Raw genomic sequence first — 14,947 nt, forward strand, 5'->3', positions numbered from 1 at the left:
CTTGGATTAGCCCGTGGAGACGGGCGAGGCCAGGAGTTCTTCGAGAGAGTTGCACCAGAGGATCTGCCGTTCGAAGACGCGGCCGAAGTTTCTGGCAGCAGCATTGAGGGCGTTCTCCATCGTGACGGCGAGGCGCGTCGGATCGGCTTCCAGTTCGAGGCTGGTTACGGTGCGGTCGGTGATGCCGCAGGGGACGATCCATTCGAAGTCGCGCAGGTCGGTGGTGACGTTTAGCGCGAAGCCGTGCGAGGTGACGCCCTGGGAAACGTGAACGCCGATGGCAGCGATTTTCTTCTCGGGGATGCTACCACCGGCCAGCGTCCAGACACCGGTAAGCGTGCAAATGCGTCGAGCCATGACGCCAAACTCGCCGCAGGTACGGATGAGTGACTCTTCGAGCATACGGACGAAATCGACCGGACCGAGATGAGGACCTATTTTGCCCGGAAGGTCACCGCGCAGGTCGACGATAGGGTAGCCGATGAGCTGCCCGGGTCCGTGATAAGTAACGTCGCCGCCGCGGTTGACCTCATGGATCTCGACGCCTTTGCGGGCGAGGAGTTCGTCGCTAGCGAGGATGTTTCCGCGATGCGCTTTGCGGCCGAGAGTGAGGACCGGCGGGTGCTCGAGCATCAGGAGCGTATCGCCGATGGTGCCTGCCTTGCGGGCGGCGATGACCTTCTGCTGGATGGCGAGGGCCTCCGCGTAGGGGACGCGACCGAGATGAAGGAGGTGGATGAACATTACTTCTTGTCTAGCTTTGAGGTCCGGGCTTCGCAGATAGCCTCAAGCGATCGTGACCAACTCCCGGAGTGCTGTATCCGGCATCCGACGCAGGGCGTCTTGGCGGCGGTCATCGAGGACCAGCGCGATGGCGTCAGAGAGGCTTGCGCGGCATTCCTCGACATTGCTCCCCTGCCCCTTGGCTTCGGGGATCTCGGGGCACCAGCCCACAAACCAGGGACCGTCCTGCTCGATGATTGCGGTGAACTCATTACGCATGGTGCCCTCCCTTGATCCAGTTATACGTTGACCGCCATACCTTCCACGCTCGAGAAGCCGTCGAGAAGACTCTCGGCAAGCGTTGGATGCGCGTGGATGGTAAACATCATAGCCTCGACTGTTGCCTCGAGTTCAATGGCCGTTACGCACTCCGAGATGATCTCTGTCGCCTGCGGTCCAATGATGTGTACACCGAGAATCTCGCCATATTTGGCATCCGACACGACCTTGACGAAGCCGTCGTGCGAGTCGACGATTGTCGCCTTGGAGTTGCCGACGAAAGGGAACTTGCCGACCTTGACCTGGTAGCCCTGGGCCTTGGCCTGCGCCTCGGTCAAGCCAACCGACCCGATCTGCGGATCGCAGTAGGTGCAGCCAGGAATCCGGTTGCGGTGAACGGGACGTGCGTACTTGCCGGCGAGCTTGGCCGCGACGACCAGACCGGACATTCCGCCGACATGGGCAAGCTGCGGCAGGCCGGCGACAATATCGCCGATGGCGTAGACGCCGGGCTCTGTCGTCTCCATCCACTCGTTGGTGGGGATGAAGCCGCGATCGAGCGTGATGCCTACCTTGTCGATACCAGCGTCGTAGGTGCGCGGCGCACGGCCAACAGCAACCAGCACCTTTTGGGCGTTCTTTGTCTGCTGTTTGCCGTTCGAATCGGTAAACGTGACAACAGCCCCGTCGGCCGTCCTGTCGATCTTGTCCACCTTGGCCGAGACGAACATCTCGATGCCGCGCTTCTTGTAGGCGCGGGTGAGTTCCTTCGAGATGTCCTCGTCCTCGACGTTCACGATGCGCGGGAGGGCCTCGATGATCGTGACATCCGCGCCGAAGCTCTTGAACACCGAGGCAAACTCAACGCCAACCGCTCCGGCGCCAATGACAACGAGCGACTTCGGCATCGCCGGAAGCGCGAGGATCTCGATGTTCGTCAGGATCGTCTGGTCAGCCTTGTAACCCGGAAGCATGCGGGCATCGGAGCCGGTGGCGATGACGACCTTCTTTGCCTTGACCTGGGTGGTGGTCTGGAGGGACGAACCCTCACCAGCCTTCCCCTTGTCCTCAGCGGTGACGTCGACGGTATGAACGCCTTCCTTCGCCGACCCGGTCAGGCGACCGTGTCCGCGCACGACCGTGATCTTGTTCTTCTTCATCAGGAAGTCGAGACCCTTGGTGTGCTTGGTGATGATCTCGTTCTTGCGTCCGAGCAGATTCTGCCAGTTCAGCTTCGGTTGGTCGACCCCGTCGATGCCGTACTTTCCTGCGTGCTTCAGGTGGTCCCAGATCTCGGCCGAGAACAGCATCGCCTTGGTCGGAATGCAGCCCCAGTGGAGACAGGTGCCGCCGAGCAGATCCGTCTTTTCGATAAGAGCAACCTTCAAACCGTACTGCGCCGCGCGAATCGCGCACGTGTAGCCCGCGGGCCCGCCGCCCACGACTGCCAAATCGTAAATCGTCTCTGCCAAGGGAATACTCCGTTTCCAGACACACAAAGTGTCAACCAGCTAATTTTACGCTTCACGTCAAGTGACGATCAGGCGAGCGCGCGCGCGGCCTTTTGGGCAAAGTAGGTGACGATAAAGTCGGCCCCCGCGCGGCGGATGCCGAGCAGCGACTCCATCATCGTGCGCTCCGGCTCCAGCCAACCGCGCTCGAAGGCGGCGTGGAGCATCGAGTACTCCCCAGAGACCTGGTAGGCACCCATCGGCACGTCATACCGGTTGCGAGCCTCCCGGATCACGTCGAGGTACGGCATGGCGGGCTTCATGATGACCATGTCCGCGCCCTCGGCGATGTCCTGATCGATCTCGCGCATGGCCTCGCGGAGGTTCGCGCCATCCATCTGATAGCTGCGGCGGTCGCCGAACTGCGGCGCTGAATCCACCGCCTCCCGGAACGGTCCGTAAAAAGCCGAAGCGAACTTTGAGGCGTAGCTCAGAATCGGCGTGTCCTGATGACCAACTTGGTCGAGCGCCTCCCGGATGGCTCCGATTCGACCATCCATCATGTCCGAGGGAGCGATGACGTCGGCTCCTGCCTTCGCGAGAGAAGCCGCCGTCTTCGCCAGGAGAGTCACGGACGAGTCGTTCTCGATGCTGTAGTGATCGCCGTCCCGCGCCACAATGCCGCAGTGCCCGTGCGAGGTGTACTCGCAGAGACAGACATCGACCATTGTGACGAGAGAGTCGAGCTTGCGGTTCTGCTTGATTGCGCGAACGGCCTTCTGCACAATGCCGTCCTCCGCCCACGCGCCGCTTCCTTGCTCGTCCTTCGACTCCGGGAGACCGAAGAGCAGGAGGCCGCCGATCCCAAGGGCCGCGCACTGCTCCGCCTCCTTGAGCGCCTCGTCGACCGAAAGATTGAAGACACCGGGCATGGAGTTAATCGGCTTGCGTACACCCTCGCCGGGACAGATGAAGAGCGGGTAGATCAGTGCTTCGGGACGGAGGTGCGTTTCTCGCACGAGCGAACGCATCGCCTCGGTCCGGCGCAGGCGACGCATACGCGTTTGAGGAAAGTTCATTTCTCCAGTTTAGTCCGGCGCCCCTAAAAGCCGGGTCGTGAACGGTCCGCGATGGATTCATACTCCAGCGCGGAAGAGGCGGGTGCGAGCACCCAGAGGGTAAAGATTCCGAGCGCGGTGCCGATCGGGAAATGAATCATCGAGAGGATGCTCATCACGATCGCCGTCGTACGTCCCCAGGGACGCCGCTCAAACAAGCCGTAGCCGACAAGAACGGCCAAGCCGACGAACCCAAGCGTCGTCACGATGTTGAATGGCATCATGGCGGCCACCCAAGGTGCTCCGTCTGACCCGAACGGGAAATGATGGCCAAACATGCCGCGATGCGTAAACATGTGCAGGAAGAAAATGCTCACGATACCCGTCACCAGCCGGTACACGGCAAAGCAACCCCAGAGGATTGCGAGGAGTTGCAGGTTGCGTTGAACGCGCATTGTCTGGGGGATCGCATAAGCCGGAGGAGGGTAGCCCTGGACCGGGACGCCGTAACCGTAGCCCGGATACGGGGGCGGAGGGCTGGCGGGACCAGCCTGCTGTGTGACACGCGAGCCACAGTGAGGGCAGAAGTTGCCAACTCCATCGAACGAAGCACCACAGGTCGGGCAGACCATCGCAACACCTCCAGAAGCAGGGCGGGAGCGAATCCCGTCTGTTCAAGGTACGCGAAAGTTAGCGATCAAGTTCAACTTCGTTGCGGGGTCTATGCCGGAGCAGACGCATACGATAGGGGATGTGACTTCGTCGAACCTGCTTCCTCGCATTCCGTCTCCGCTGGCTCATTCGAGCTCCTCCGCGCTGCAGTGGCCTGCCCTGCGCGAGCACATCGCTGGACACACCTTTTCGCCGCTCGGACGTGCCTGGCTCCTCGCGCTCGAACCCTCGGCCGACCTTGGCTGGATCGAGGATCAGCAGAAGCGGACCGACGAGATGCGGCTGTTTCTGACACGCGGTGGGAGCTTCGACTTCCATGGACTCATGGATCCGACCGCGCTGCTGGAGAAGGCGCGCATCGATGGTTCGGCGCTCGAGGCGCTCGAGATTCGGGATCTACTGGAGGTCGTCGAGCGCGTCGCGGCCTGGCGCAACCTGCTTCACGACAGCCCGAGTGAGTCGCAGCGAAGCTGGCCGGGGATCGCCGCGCTGTCCGCGCCTTTGCTTCAGTACGATCTTTCGGGTCTGCTGCGCCTGCTGCGGGGCAAGATCGAGGCCGATGGAAGCCTCTCGGATGACGCCAGCCCGGAGCTTCGTCGCCTCCGGCGGGCCATGGAGCGGCAGCATCGCGCCATTGAGGAGAGCCTGCGTAAGGCCCTGCGCTCTTTCTCGGAGGGCGGAAGTACGCAGGATGAACTGATTACCGTGCGCGGCGAGCGTTTCGTCATTCCGGTCAAGGCCGAGTTCAAGCGGCGGGTTCCGGGCGTGATTCATGGGTCCTCTTCATCCGGGCAGACCGTCTTCGTCGAACCGCTCGAGACCATCGAGCAGAACAACGAGCTCGTCCGGTTGCTGGACGAGGAGCAATCGGAGATTCACCGCATCCTCGTCGCAATGACCCGCGCGCTTGCGGCGGAAGCGACGCCAATCCACCTCGGGACATGCATTCTCGCCGAGGTGGAAGCGCATTGGGCGCGGGCGCGCTTTGCACTCGACCTCGACTGCGTTCGTCCATCGTTCGACACTCCCGACGCGCGGAGCATTCCGTCGGGAATCGCCGGTGTGCTGGATGAGCCGGCAAAACAGGGGCTGAGCCTCAAGGGAGCGCGTCATCCCCTGCTCGAACTGCGGATGAGGCGCGATCATCGGGCGCGGCAGACCGAGGCAGGTGACGATCTGACTCCGGCTTCCGGGCCGACTCCGCTGACGCTTGCGCTGGAACCTGAGGCACGGCAACTTATCATCTCGGGGCCGAATACGGGCGGAAAGACCGTGGCGCTCAAGACGACTGGGCTGCTCGCGCTGATGGCTCAGGCTGGCGTTCCGGTTCCTGCGAGTGAGGCTGTGTTTCCCCTGTTTACCGGTATCTATGCCGACATCGGCGATGCGCAATCGATCGAATCCAACCTCTCGAGCTTCTCGGCGCACATCGTCAACGTAAACAGGATCGCTGCTGAAGCTACAGGCGATTCGCTTGTGCTGCTGGATGAGCTTGGATCGGCGACCGATCCGGAGGAGGGTGCGGCTCTTGCCGTCGCTATCGCGGGGCACTTCCTGCGGGTGCATGCGTGGTGCTGCATTACGACTCACCTCACGTCGCTGAAGGTCTATGCGGCCAATCATGCGGGTGTGTTGAACGCCGCGGTCGGCTTCAACCAGGAGACGCTGACACCGACGTACGAGCTTCGGCTTGGTGTTCCTGGCGCTTCGGCTGGACTCAACATCGCCTCGCGGCTTGGGCTCGCGCCGGAGATCCTGGCGGAGGCGCGGGCGCAGATGACGACGCAGACCGCGGACATCGGGGCGTTTCTCGACCAGCTTCACGAGCAGCTTGCAGCGGCTGGAACCGAACGTGAGGCGCTTCGGCGGAAGGAGCAGGAGGTTGCGCGGGAGAGGTCGCGGCTCGAGACGGAAGGACGCGCGGAGCAGAAGCAGAGGACGCGAGAGCTCGAGAAGAAGCTCAATACGCTCATCGATGACTTCACCTATCAGCTCAAAGAGACCGTGAAGGCGATCGACGATAAGAAGGTGGCGCAGAAGATTGCGCGCGATTCCGACCTGCGCATGTCGCGGTTGCGGCGCGAGTTCTCCGAGCAGTTCAACTCAACCGTTGTGGCTCACACGACTGGAGCAGATCGTAACGACCCGGCGGCTATGCCTCATCAGCCGAAGGGAATCAAGGTTGGGGATCTGGTCAAACTGAAGTCTCTTGGGAGACAGGCGCGTGTCGATCGGCTGGTTGATGGGAAGGTGTTCGAGGTATCCATCGGGCCGATGAAGATGAGGGCTTCGATCGAGGATATTGGTGAGGTCGAACACATCAAGGTTGTTACTCCGCTCGAGGCGGCCAGAAGGCGGGGTGGCGTGACTGTTTCGACTGTGAGCGGTGACGCGGACTATATGCCTTCGGAGATCAATGTCATTGGTCGTACGGCGGATGAAGCACAGCAGGAGGTTGAGCGCTTTGTCGATCGGGCGTTTCTGGCTGGTCTGCCGCGCATACGGATTGTGCACGGAACGGGAATGGGGATTCTGCGGCGTACTTTGCGAGAATTTCTGAAGGGACATCCGCATGTGACGACCGTGACGGAACCTCCGCAGAATCAAGGAGGTCAGGGCGCGACCGAGGTTGAGTTGCGGCAGTGATGTCGACAGCGTAACGCTCTGCGGTTAGAGTGATTCGCATGAATCGCCGCGACTTTTCCAGGTTTTCAGCCCTTGCCCTTGCGGGCTCGACTCTGCCTTCGTTTGCCCAGGGTGCCTCCTCCGATAAGCCGATTGGCTATGCGGCCATCGGGCTGGGGACGATTTCGGGGATGTTCATGCGAGCTTGCCAGGAGAGCCAGAAGGCGAAGATCACGGCCCTTGTGACGGGACACCCGGACACGAAAGGTAAGAAGTTCGCGGCGATGTACGGCATTCCCGAGACCTCGATCTACACCTATGAGCAGTTCGACCGGATCAAGGACAACAAGGCTGTCGATGCCGTTTACGTTGGGCTGCCGAATAGCATGCACTGCGAGTACACGGTAAGGGCGGCGAAGGCGGGCAAGAACGTGCTGTGCGAGAAGCCGATGGCGACCTCGAGCGTGGAATGCAGGCAGATGATCGATGCGTGCAAATCGGCGAATGTGAAGCTGATGATCGCTTACCGCTGCCAGTACGATCCGACTTATATCGAGGCGGAGCGGCTGGTGCAGTCCGGAGCGCTTGGAAATATCCAGGCGGTCGAAGGTGCATTTGGCTTCAACTTCGCGAGTCCCGATTTCTGGCGGCTGAAGAAGAAGCTCGCGGGAGGCGGATCTCTGATGGATGTTGGGATCTATCCGCTGAATACAGCGCGCTTTCTGCTGAAGGAAGATCCGACCGAGTTCACCGCGATGGTGTCGACGCGGGATAAGACCTCCGGGCGTTTTGCCGAGATGGAGCAGACGGTGACCTGGACGATGAAATTCCCGTCTGGAATCACGGGCACCGGGGCTTCCACTTATGGTGGGACGATGCCGGGGTTTCTGCGGATCAACGGCGATAAGGGGTCGATCGAGCTTTCGAATGCGTTTGGGTATACCGGGTCGCATCTGGTCAGCCTGTCGAAGGCAGTGACGGTGGATGTGACGAGCTCTACCGACGATGTGTCCGTCTTCCGGCTCGAGGCGGATCACATGGCGGAGTGCATCCGGACGAATACGCAGCCGAAGAGTGCAGGCGAAGAGGGGTTGAAAGACCTGATCGCGATAGAGTCGATTTACAAGGCTGCGGGAACGCCTATGGCGTAGGGGACCGTGGAGTACCCCCTTCCCTTAGGTAGCATTGCAGATCTTTTTCTCAATAAGATACAGGTTTTATTTCTCGCAAAGAGACGACTGCGGTGAAAGCGCAGACAGGAAGGTACAAATACGGGTCCTTCGCTTCGCTCAGGATGACGGCTTAAAGCGAGAGGCATCCCTCACGTGAGGCAGTTCCCGATTCCTTTAGCCTCTGTTGTCAACGAAGAATGGGTTATACCGTGGGGCTCCGCATGTGCCTTCTTCAGCTGTCTCAAGTGAAGAGCCAGCCTTTTTCTGGCTGGCTCTTATCGTGTTCATTGCATTGCATTTATTTCTTCTTTGATTTCTTAGATTTCTTTACGGGAGTCTCTGTTGTGGGCGAATCGAGGCTGGGGGCAGCTTCGGCTTCGTCCTTCTCACTCTTCGTCTTGGACACGGCTTCCTTAGTGTCCTTGGGCTTGTCGTCCTCTTCTTCCTGGCCGGCACCGGCTTCCGCGGAAGCGCCTTTGAGAGCGGGTTTCGATTCCATGAGGAGATTCTTTCCGGCGTTCTGCTCTTCCTTCAACGTTTCGTTGAGAAGAGCGGCGATTTCCTTCTCGCCGAGGGCCTTCGCGATCGCAATGGCGGCGGTGTATCCGGCGATCTCGTAATGCTCGGTCCGGAGGCCCGCGCCGATGAGCTCGACATCCTTGGTTGGGCCCTCTTCGTCGGACTCGATCGCTTCCTTGCCCTCTTTGATGACGCCTTCCATGCCGTTGCAGTGCTGGCCGGTCGGCTTTTTGCCAATGATCTGGAATGCCTGCTTTAGGCGTTTGACCTGAGCCTTGGTCTCTTCGAGGTGGGCGGTGAAGAGACTCTTCAGGGCGGGGGTTTTGGTTGCCTTGGCCATCTTGGGCAGGGCCTTCACGAGTTGGTTTTCGGCGCTATAGAGATCGCGCAGCTCTTCGATAAATACGTCCTTCAAACTCATGGGTTTCTCCCGACGGCAAAAGACGTCGCATGTGGTGAGAGGGGGAAAGAGGAGTTGCAGTTGGCCGGGAGGGAGTTATCTCGAATGGCCTGACGTGGGCCTCGACAAGGATGCCCTGAAGCAGGCCTCTCTTCGGTCACGCAGAAACAGACTCGTATGTTCCACGAACAGCTCTGGGTATTGGAAGAGCGAACCGTGAGCGGCGTCCGGATAGAGCATGAGTTGCGCGTTGGGCAAGTTCTGCTCGAGGTAGAAGGAGTTGATGGTGTAGAAGATGATGTCGGACTTCCCGCCGACGATCAGCACGGGCATCCTGATGTCCTTCAGGTAGGCGAAGCGTTCTCCGACCGGGTTGCCCCACTCCTGCAAGGCGGCAAACTGCGCGGGCTGCACCTTCTCATTGATCGGGGTGTCGCGATTGTCTACGCGGGCGTCACGGCGCTTGAGGAACGCCCGGCCGGCTGCCTGGCTTTCCGGCGACGCGGTGAAGAAGCCGTCGATCCAGAAGTCATCGAGGTTTCCGTACTTGTTGGTGAAGATTTTTTGCGATTCGGTGGTCAGCGGAATGCCGTCTCCGTTGCGCGGGCCGCTGCCGACGATGACGAGCTTGCGCACGAGGTCAGCCCGCTGCATGGCGACGTTCTGCGCGATCATGGAGCCGATGGAGAAGCCAAGAACGTCGACGGTGGTGAGGCCCGAGCGCGTCGATGAAGACGCCTGCGTTTGTGGCCATCTCAGCGAAGGTGGTGGGAACTTCGCCGGTAGAGCTGGCGATGCCGGCGTTGTTGAAGAGGATGACTTCGCGGTGCTGTGCAAGGCCGTCGGTTACGGACGGGTCCCAGCTATCCATATTGCCGAGGATGTGCGGGATGAAGACGAGAGGTGTGCCTTCCCGCTTGCCGAAGCGGCGATAGGCGAAGCGAATGCCGTTGGCTTCGACGAACTGGGTGGGTGCGGTGTGGTGGGTGTGATTGCTCATATCGTTCGTCCTGGGCGCTTCATGGCTCGGCAATCCGTGGAGGGAGCGTCTGGGACAACGTCCTCTTCGACTTGATTGACTGCGGGTTATAAGATACGAAACCCTGCGTATCGTTTGTAAACGCTGGTGATTGGATACGCTCCGTATCGTTTCGGACGCATAATAATAAGCAGAGGTATTTCAAAGCTTGTTGCAGAGGATGATATGAGGACAGTCGCCGCGCGTGCCCCAAAAGGGGGCAGACCCCGCAATGAACAACTCCATCAGGCCATGCTGAAGGCGGCACTGGACCTTGTGCTGGAGGTTGGATTTCGCGGTGTCAGTATCGAGGGGATTGCCGCGCGGACGGGGGTTGGCAAGACGACGCTCTATCGCAGATGGCCGAATAAAGCAGCTGTCGTGATGGAGGCGTTCCTCAGTCTGCTCGAACCTATATCCCTCTTCCCGGAGCATGAACGGGCGACGGAACGGCTGAGACTTCAGATGCAGACGACGGGAAAGGCGTTTCGGGGCAGGGTGGGTGCGCTGGTGAGGGCGCTGTGGGCGGAAGCCCAGTTCGACGCTGAACTGGCGAGGGCGTTCCGCGATAGCTGGACGCTTCCGAGGCGGAGGCTTGTCCACGCGGTGTTGGAGGAGGCGATCCGGCAGGGTGGGGTGCGGGTCGATATCGACCTCGAGGCGGCGATCGATGCGTTCTATGCCCCCCTCTACTACCGATTGCAGATGGGTACCGGGGTGATTTCGGAGGCGTATATCGATACGGTCTTCGAACAGGCCATGGAGGGGCAGAAAGGCTCGAAAGCAAGACGGCCATCTTCGCGAGGAGCGGCGTCACTCTAGACTTGCATTCCCGGTGACGCGGAAATGGAGAGCGGTTTTTCAGTCGGCCCGCGGGCCGGCGAAGAGGATGAGGTTCTCATCCGGATCCGAGACGATGAAGGTTGTGGCTCCCCATGGTTCCGTCTTTAGTCGCTGATGGAAGCAGACTTCGGCAACCTGATAACTCCGGAACAGATGTTGGAGTTCGCTTGCGGTGGCAACCGTGATGGAGGCGGAGAGCAGATGTTCGCGTCTGCGTACGCCGCCGGCGAAGACGGGTTCGCAGACCAATCTCAGGTTGATGCGGGCGTTGTCGCGGACGACCTGGCCGTAGTGCGGCGGATCGCCGTAGAGAAATGCGACCGAGAAACCGAGCTTGTGGGTGTAAAAGTCGCAGGAACGCTGGATGTTGGCGACGAAGAGCTGCGGTTCGATGGAGTGGAGGATTGGGACTGGTGTTGTCTGGGTGGTTTGGTCGCGCAGAGCTTTTGCTGTTGATTCCGAAGCTGACTGGCTGGGTTCAGCCGCTGCCTGGCCTGATTCAGTCGCTGCCTGGCCTACGGGTGCATCGTCATTGTGGAAGTAGAAGCGGTTTCCGTCCAGATCCTCGATGGTGAACTGGCGCAGGCCCCAGGGCTTTCGTTCGAGGGGATCGACGATGTTCGCGCCGGAGGAGATCAGCTCCTGGTAGGTTGCGTCGATGTGTTCGGCGTAGACCCAGTGGAGGGCGGGTTCGAATGGCGGCGTTCTCCTGCGAAAGAAGATTGCTACGGGTGGGCAGGAGACGGCCCCGATCTCTTGGCCTGGCTCGAGCCACGCGATGTCGAAGCCGAGGGTGTCGCGGTAGTGCTGCTGGGCGCGCTCGACGTCGGCGACGGGCAGCTCGGGGACTGGCTGGCCCGCGAAGGTTATCTTCCTGCTTACGCTCCTGCTGGTTGCGCTCATGGGGGACTCCGTTACGAGCGAAATCGACGGCGCTTCGATGGTACCCGGTCGTTGTGGCTTATGTCCTGTTTTCTGGATTAGGCTAGGGGCGGAGGCGCGTGATGCTTCTCGAACTCGGCAAGGCGGGGTCGTTCGTGGTGTGCATCCTGTCGCTGTACTCGGTGCTGATGAGCGGGTTCTTCGAGCCGAATACGACGTGGGAGCAGAGACTGATGCTTGGGCTTTCACGGCTGTTCGTGGCGGGGTGCGTCAGCTTCGCAAGCGGGCTGGTGTTCTCCTACCCAGTGAAGACGAATCCGGATGCGGGCGTCTCGGTCTGGAGAGCGCTTCCGGTGCAGATGTTTCTTTGGGCGGGTGGCCTGATGGGCACACTGTTCTTGATCGCGTGGTACCTGCGGTGTGGGGGCGTGAATAGCTTTGGGTTCAAGGTTGATTGTTTCTAGACGCTATTGCTTGCCTGGTTTGGTGGCAGCGTCCTGATATTGGAAGACCTGTTCGAGGGGCAGGCCGAAGACGGCGGCGATGCGGAAAGCCGTCTCGAGGGAGGGCGAGTACTTGTCGCCCTCGATGGCGATGACGGTCTGGCGGGTGAGCTCGATGCGGTCGGCGAGTTGCTGCTGAGTCATGTCGCGGGCGGCGCGGAGGTCGCGGATGCGGTTGCGGATGTTGCCCATCAGATCGTCCTCCGGTAGGCGATGAGCTGGGAGACGATCTTGATGAGCTCGGAGAGGACGACCATGCCCAGGAAGACGCTGAGGAAGTGAAGGCCCATGTGGTTGGGGTTGATGAGGCCGTGGACGGCGTGGAGCCAGAGCAGGCCCATGCCGAAGAGGATCATGCCGACCAGGGCGAAGTAGGCGTTGCGATATCCGAGGCCGGCGATGTGGCGGTCACGTTCGTCGGTGATGCGGTTGCGCGAGGCGATGGCGATGATCGATTGCAGAAGTATCTGCGCGACGATAAGCAGGAGGATGGTGCCGACGATATGCGTGAGGGTCGTGGGGTGGTGCAGCACGTAGACACAGTAGGGGATGTAGACGATGAGGTCCGCGGCGAGAGTGCCGTAGAGAGATTTTTCCTGGTAGGAGAGGGTGGACATCGGCGGGCTCCATGTAAGAAATCTTTGACACGAAGACGGTAGAATGTTTGGGCCAACATGTCAAATATTCTTTACATCGAAGACTGAGTTTTGGTGCAGGCGCGGGTTGGACGTGGTTAGATGTTTGGGATGGAGGTGCTGGAGATGTGCCGGAACATCAAGATGCTCTTCAACTTCGATCCGCCGGTGACGCCGGAGGAAGTGCGGGCCGCGTCGCTGCAGTTCGTGCGGAAGATCAGTGGCTTCAGTAAGCCGTCGAAGGCAAATGAGACGGCGTTCGCGGCAGCCGTGGATGGGATTGCGGCGGTTTCGATGCAGTTGATGGCGGCGCTTGAGACGAGTGCTCCGGCTAAGAACCGGGAGGAAGAGGCGGCGAAGCTGAAGGCTCTAAGCGCGAAGCGGTTCGCGAACTGAGCCTGAAGTACCGCGCGACCTAGAAGCGGGCCAACACCTGCTCAATGCGGTCGGCGGCCCACTCAAGGTCGGTCTGGTCGATGGTGAGGGGTGGGGCCAGGCGGATCACCGTTGTATGCGTCTCCTTGCAGAGGAGGCCGGCTTCCATGAGAGCTTCGCAGATGGGGCGGGCGGGCATGTTGAGCTCCATCGCGATCCACAGGCCGCGACCGCGGACGGAGGCGACCTGTGGGCTGCGGATCTGGCGGAGGCGCTCGATGAACCAGCCCCCGAGGATGGCGGAGCGCTCGGAGAGGTTTTCGTCGATGATGACGCGAAGGGCCGCGCGGGCGATGGCGCAGGCGAGGGGGTTGCCGCCGAAGGTGCTGCCGTGGTCGCCGGGGTGGAGGACGCCGAGGATCTCGCGGGAGGCGAGGACGGCTGATACGGGGTAGAAGCCGCCGGAGAGGGCCTTCCCGATAATGGCGACGTCAGGGCGGATGCCTTCGTGCTGGAAGGCGAAGAGCTTGCCGGTGCGACCGAGGCCGGACTGGATCTCGTCGGCGATGAAGAGGACGTTGTGGGCGCGGCAGATCTCGGAGGCGGCTTTGAGGAAGCCGTCAGGGGGGATCTGGACTCCTGCTTCGCCCTGGATGGGCTCGACGAGGAAGGCGCAGGTGTTGGGGGTGATGGCCTGCTCGAGGGCGGCGGCGTCGCCGAAGGCGATGACCTTGAAGCCGTCGAGGTAGGGGCCGAAGCCGTCTTTGTACTGGTCTTCGGAGGAGAAGCTGACGATCGAGATGGTGCGACCGTGGAAGTTGTTGGTGCAGACGATGATCTCGGCGCGGTTGGCGTGGATGCCTTTGACCTGGTAGCCCCACTTGCGGGCGACCTTGATGGCGGACTCGACGGCTTCGGTGCCGGAGTTCATGGGGAGGACCATCTCAAAGCCGGTGAGGGTGGTGAGCTCTTCGTAGAAGAGGGGGAGCTGATCGTTACGGAAGGCGCGGGAGGTGAGGGTGACCTTTTGGGCCTGCTCGACCATGGCCTGGAGGATGCGGGGGTGGCAGTGGCCCTGATTCACCGCCGAATACGCGGCTAGACAGTCGAGGTAACGCTTGCCTTCGACGTCGTAGACCCAGCTTCCGCTTGCCCGCTCGATGACGACGTTGAGGGGATGGTAGTTGTGGGCTCCGTACTGCTCCTCGAGTTCGATGAAGTCTTTCGTCAGGGCGGCCATACCTGATTTTGCCCTAGAAACCGGGTGGGCGGCTACCGTTGTCGCGTTACTGGCCCTGCGAGGAGCGGACGAGGCGGGCTGGAGAGGCGGCGCGCGTTGCCTCGAAGTAGGTTCCGCAGGCGCTGACGACGATGGTGTTGCGGTCTACGAGGAGGACAGAGTCGCCGGGGATTTCGGTGGTCGAGCCGGTGACGTCGGCGTCGTCGTGCTGCATGTCGACCTCGAGGACGCGGGGGGAGGTGATGTTGAGCTCACTGAGGCTTAGGGGTGTGCCCAGTGCGTGTCCGGTCTCCTGGGTGAAGGTGTCGGCGGTGACGGTGCGGGTAACGATGCCGGTGAGGGGCAACTCCCCCTCCCTGCCAGCGCATTTCGCGTTGGCGATAGGTGAGGGTGGTACCGACGAGATTCTTGGCGGCATCCCAGCAGCCGGTGTTCTTCGTCGGGAGCTGGCGGACGATCTTCCAGGTGCCGGCTATCTGAGGGGGGAGAGCTTCCTGGGACGGCGCCATGGTGCTTGTGGCGGCGGCGAGTATGGCAAGTGCGGCGAGGCTC

General features: G+C 61.0%; 18 protein-coding genes. 5 read left to right on the forward strand and 13 right to left on the reverse strand.

Annotated features, from left to right (window positions below; genetic code table 11):
- Positions 1-6 precede the first annotated feature (6 nt).
- The 5 genes from lipB to GRAN_RS08605 form a co-directional block, all read right to left on the reverse strand.
- The gene (gene lipB / locus GRAN_RS08585) at positions 7-780 is read right to left on the reverse strand and encodes a lipoyl(octanoyl) transferase LipB (protein ID WP_277751207.1); all 774 of its coding nucleotides are present in this window, start codon (positions 778-780) and stop codon (positions 7-9) included.
- A gap of 6 nt (positions 781-786) precedes the next feature.
- Positions 787-1,002, reverse strand: a complete 216-nt coding sequence (locus GRAN_RS08590; protein WP_128912487.1) for a type II toxin-antitoxin system HicB family antitoxin — start codon at positions 1,000-1,002, stop codon at positions 787-789.
- A gap of 20 nt (positions 1,003-1,022) precedes the next feature.
- The gene (gene lpdA, locus GRAN_RS08595) at positions 1,023-2,474 is read right to left on the reverse strand and encodes a dihydrolipoyl dehydrogenase (protein ID WP_128912488.1); all 1,452 of its coding nucleotides are present in this window, start codon (positions 2,472-2,474) and stop codon (positions 1,023-1,025) included.
- Between the two features lie 68 nt (positions 2,475-2,542).
- Positions 2,543-3,532: a porphobilinogen synthase gene (gene hemB / locus GRAN_RS08600; protein WP_128912489.1), complete on the reverse strand. Its 990-nt coding sequence runs from the start codon at positions 3,530-3,532 to the stop codon at positions 2,543-2,545.
- Between the two features lie 23 nt (positions 3,533-3,555).
- Complete coding sequence (locus GRAN_RS08605) at positions 3,556-4,143, reverse strand: TFIIB-type zinc ribbon-containing protein (protein ID WP_128912490.1); 588 nt, start codon at positions 4,141-4,143, stop codon at positions 3,556-3,558.
- Positions 4,144-4,234: 91 nt separating this feature from the next.
- On the opposite strand from GRAN_RS08605, the gene GRAN_RS08610 reads away from it, so the two are divergent.
- The gene (locus GRAN_RS08610; RefSeq protein ID WP_128912491.1) at positions 4,235-6,829 is read left to right on the forward strand and encodes an endonuclease MutS2; all 2,595 of its coding nucleotides are present in this window, start codon (positions 4,235-4,237) and stop codon (positions 6,827-6,829) included.
- Between the two features lie 38 nt (positions 6,830-6,867).
- Positions 6,868-7,959 (forward strand): Gfo/Idh/MocA family protein, encoded by a 1,092-nt coding sequence (locus tag GRAN_RS08615; RefSeq protein ID WP_128912492.1) that lies wholly within the window; start codon positions 6,868-6,870, stop codon positions 7,957-7,959.
- Positions 7,960-8,278: 319 nt separating this feature from the next.
- Here GRAN_RS08615 and GRAN_RS08620 read toward each other — a convergent pair whose 3' ends face one another.
- From GRAN_RS08620 to GRAN_RS25870, 3 genes are all read right to left on the reverse strand, one after another.
- Complete coding sequence (locus tag GRAN_RS08620; protein ID WP_128912493.1) at positions 8,279-8,920, reverse strand: ferritin-like domain-containing protein; 642 nt, start codon at positions 8,918-8,920, stop codon at positions 8,279-8,281.
- A gap of 75 nt (positions 8,921-8,995) precedes the next feature.
- Positions 8,996-9,574 (reverse strand): alpha/beta fold hydrolase, encoded by a 579-nt coding sequence (locus GRAN_RS25865; protein ID WP_206662723.1) that lies wholly within the window; start codon positions 9,572-9,574, stop codon positions 8,996-8,998.
- The gene (locus GRAN_RS25870; protein WP_206662724.1) at positions 9,540-9,899 is read right to left on the reverse strand and encodes an alpha/beta fold hydrolase; all 360 of its coding nucleotides are present in this window, start codon (positions 9,897-9,899) and stop codon (positions 9,540-9,542) included. The genes GRAN_RS25865 and GRAN_RS25870 overlap by 35 nt, the downstream gene beginning before the upstream one ends.
- A 204-nt stretch (positions 9,900-10,103) precedes the next feature.
- Between GRAN_RS25870 and GRAN_RS08630 the strand changes: the two genes are divergently transcribed.
- Positions 10,104-10,739: a TetR/AcrR family transcriptional regulator gene (locus GRAN_RS08630; RefSeq protein WP_128912494.1), complete on the forward strand. Its 636-nt coding sequence runs from the start codon at positions 10,104-10,106 to the stop codon at positions 10,737-10,739.
- Positions 10,740-10,778: 39 nt separating this feature from the next.
- Here GRAN_RS08630 and GRAN_RS08635 read toward each other — a convergent pair whose 3' ends face one another.
- Complete coding sequence (locus GRAN_RS08635) at positions 10,779-11,663, reverse strand: VOC family protein (protein ID WP_128912495.1); 885 nt, start codon at positions 11,661-11,663, stop codon at positions 10,779-10,781.
- 101 nt (positions 11,664-11,764) lie between these two features.
- On the opposite strand from GRAN_RS08635, the gene GRAN_RS08640 reads away from it, so the two are divergent.
- Positions 11,765-12,106, forward strand: coding sequence for a hypothetical protein (locus tag GRAN_RS08640; RefSeq protein WP_128912496.1), 342 nt, complete (start codon positions 11,765-11,767; stop codon positions 12,104-12,106).
- A gap of 3 nt (positions 12,107-12,109) precedes the next feature.
- On the opposite strand, the gene GRAN_RS08645 is transcribed toward GRAN_RS08640, so the two are convergent.
- Together GRAN_RS08645 and GRAN_RS08650 are read right to left on the reverse strand one after the other, a co-directional pair.
- Complete coding sequence (locus tag GRAN_RS08645) at positions 12,110-12,337, reverse strand: helix-turn-helix transcriptional regulator (RefSeq protein WP_128912497.1); 228 nt, start codon at positions 12,335-12,337, stop codon at positions 12,110-12,112.
- Positions 12,337-12,762, reverse strand: a complete 426-nt coding sequence (locus GRAN_RS08650; protein ID WP_128912498.1) for a hypothetical protein — start codon at positions 12,760-12,762, stop codon at positions 12,337-12,339. The genes GRAN_RS08645 and GRAN_RS08650 overlap by 1 nt, the downstream gene beginning before the upstream one ends.
- Positions 12,763-12,882: 120 nt before the next feature.
- On the opposite strand from GRAN_RS08650, the gene GRAN_RS08655 reads away from it, so the two are divergent.
- A complete protein-coding gene (locus tag GRAN_RS08655; RefSeq protein WP_241654413.1) occupies positions 12,883-13,176 on the forward strand; it encodes a DUF2277 domain-containing protein in 294 nt (97 codons plus the stop codon).
- A gap of 19 nt (positions 13,177-13,195) precedes the next feature.
- Here GRAN_RS08655 and rocD read toward each other — a convergent pair whose 3' ends face one another.
- Together rocD and GRAN_RS26120 are read right to left on the reverse strand one after the other, a co-directional pair.
- Entirely contained in the window at positions 13,196-14,395 is a 1,200-nt protein-coding gene (gene rocD / locus GRAN_RS08660; protein ID WP_128912499.1) for an ornithine--oxo-acid transaminase, read from the reverse strand.
- 46 nt (positions 14,396-14,441) lie between these two features.
- A complete protein-coding gene (locus GRAN_RS26120; RefSeq protein ID WP_241654414.1) occupies positions 14,442-14,741 on the reverse strand; it encodes a hypothetical protein in 300 nt (99 codons plus the stop codon).
- Between the last annotated feature and the right edge of the window lie 206 nt (positions 14,742-14,947).

The sequence above is a fragment of the Granulicella sibirica genome, from assembly GCF_004115155.1.
GTDB classification, from domain to species: Bacteria; Acidobacteriota; Terriglobia; order Terriglobales; family Acidobacteriaceae; genus Edaphobacter; species Edaphobacter sibiricus.

What these genes read in the sequence shown, in the direction of transcription:
- GRAN_RS08620 (WP_128912493.1), bottom strand. Translation starts at nt 8,920, where the DNA reads ATGAGTTTGAAGGACGTATTTATCGAAGAGCTGCGCGATCTCTATAGC.
- GRAN_RS08610 (WP_128912491.1), top strand. Translation starts at nt 4,235, where the DNA reads ATGCCGGAGCAGACGCATACGATAGGGGATGTGACTTCGTCGAACCTG.
- GRAN_RS08650 (WP_128912498.1), bottom strand. Translation starts at nt 12,762, where the DNA reads ATGTCCACCCTCTCCTACCAGGAAAAATCTCTCTACGGCACTCTCGCC.
- GRAN_RS08640 (WP_128912496.1), top strand. Translation starts at nt 11,765, where the DNA reads ATGCTTCTCGAACTCGGCAAGGCGGGGTCGTTCGTGGTGTGCATCCTG.
- GRAN_RS08605 (WP_128912490.1), bottom strand. Translation starts at nt 4,143, where the DNA reads ATGGTCTGCCCGACCTGTGGTGCTTCGTTCGATGGAGTTGGCAACTTC.
- GRAN_RS08630 (WP_128912494.1), top strand. Translation starts at nt 10,104, where the DNA reads ATGAGGACAGTCGCCGCGCGTGCCCCAAAAGGGGGCAGACCCCGCAAT.
- rocD (WP_128912499.1), bottom strand. Translation starts at nt 14,395, where the DNA reads ATGGCCGCCCTGACGAAAGACTTCATCGAACTCGAGGAGCAGTACGGA.
- GRAN_RS08645 (WP_128912497.1), bottom strand. Translation starts at nt 12,337, where the DNA reads ATGGGCAACATCCGCAACCGCATCCGCGACCTCCGCGCCGCCCGCGAC.
- GRAN_RS08635 (WP_128912495.1), bottom strand. Translation starts at nt 11,663, where the DNA reads ATGAGCGCAACCAGCAGGAGCGTAAGCAGGAAGATAACCTTCGCGGGC.
- GRAN_RS25865 (WP_206662723.1), bottom strand. Translation starts at nt 9,574, where the DNA reads ATGATCGCGCAGAACGTCGCCATGCAGCGGGCTGACCTCGTGCGCAAG.
- GRAN_RS08615 (WP_128912492.1), top strand. Translation starts at nt 6,868, where the DNA reads ATGAATCGCCGCGACTTTTCCAGGTTTTCAGCCCTTGCCCTTGCGGGC.
- GRAN_RS25870 (WP_206662724.1), bottom strand. Translation starts at nt 9,899, where the DNA reads ATGAGCAATCACACCCACCACACCGCACCCACCCAGTTCGTCGAAGCC.
- hemB (WP_128912489.1), bottom strand. Translation starts at nt 3,532, where the DNA reads ATGAACTTTCCTCAAACGCGTATGCGTCGCCTGCGCCGGACCGAGGCG.
- GRAN_RS08590 (WP_128912487.1), bottom strand. Translation starts at nt 1,002, where the DNA reads ATGCGTAATGAGTTCACCGCAATCATCGAGCAGGACGGTCCCTGGTTT.
- GRAN_RS08655 (WP_241654413.1), top strand. Translation starts at nt 12,883, where the DNA reads ATGTTTGGGATGGAGGTGCTGGAGATGTGCCGGAACATCAAGATGCTC.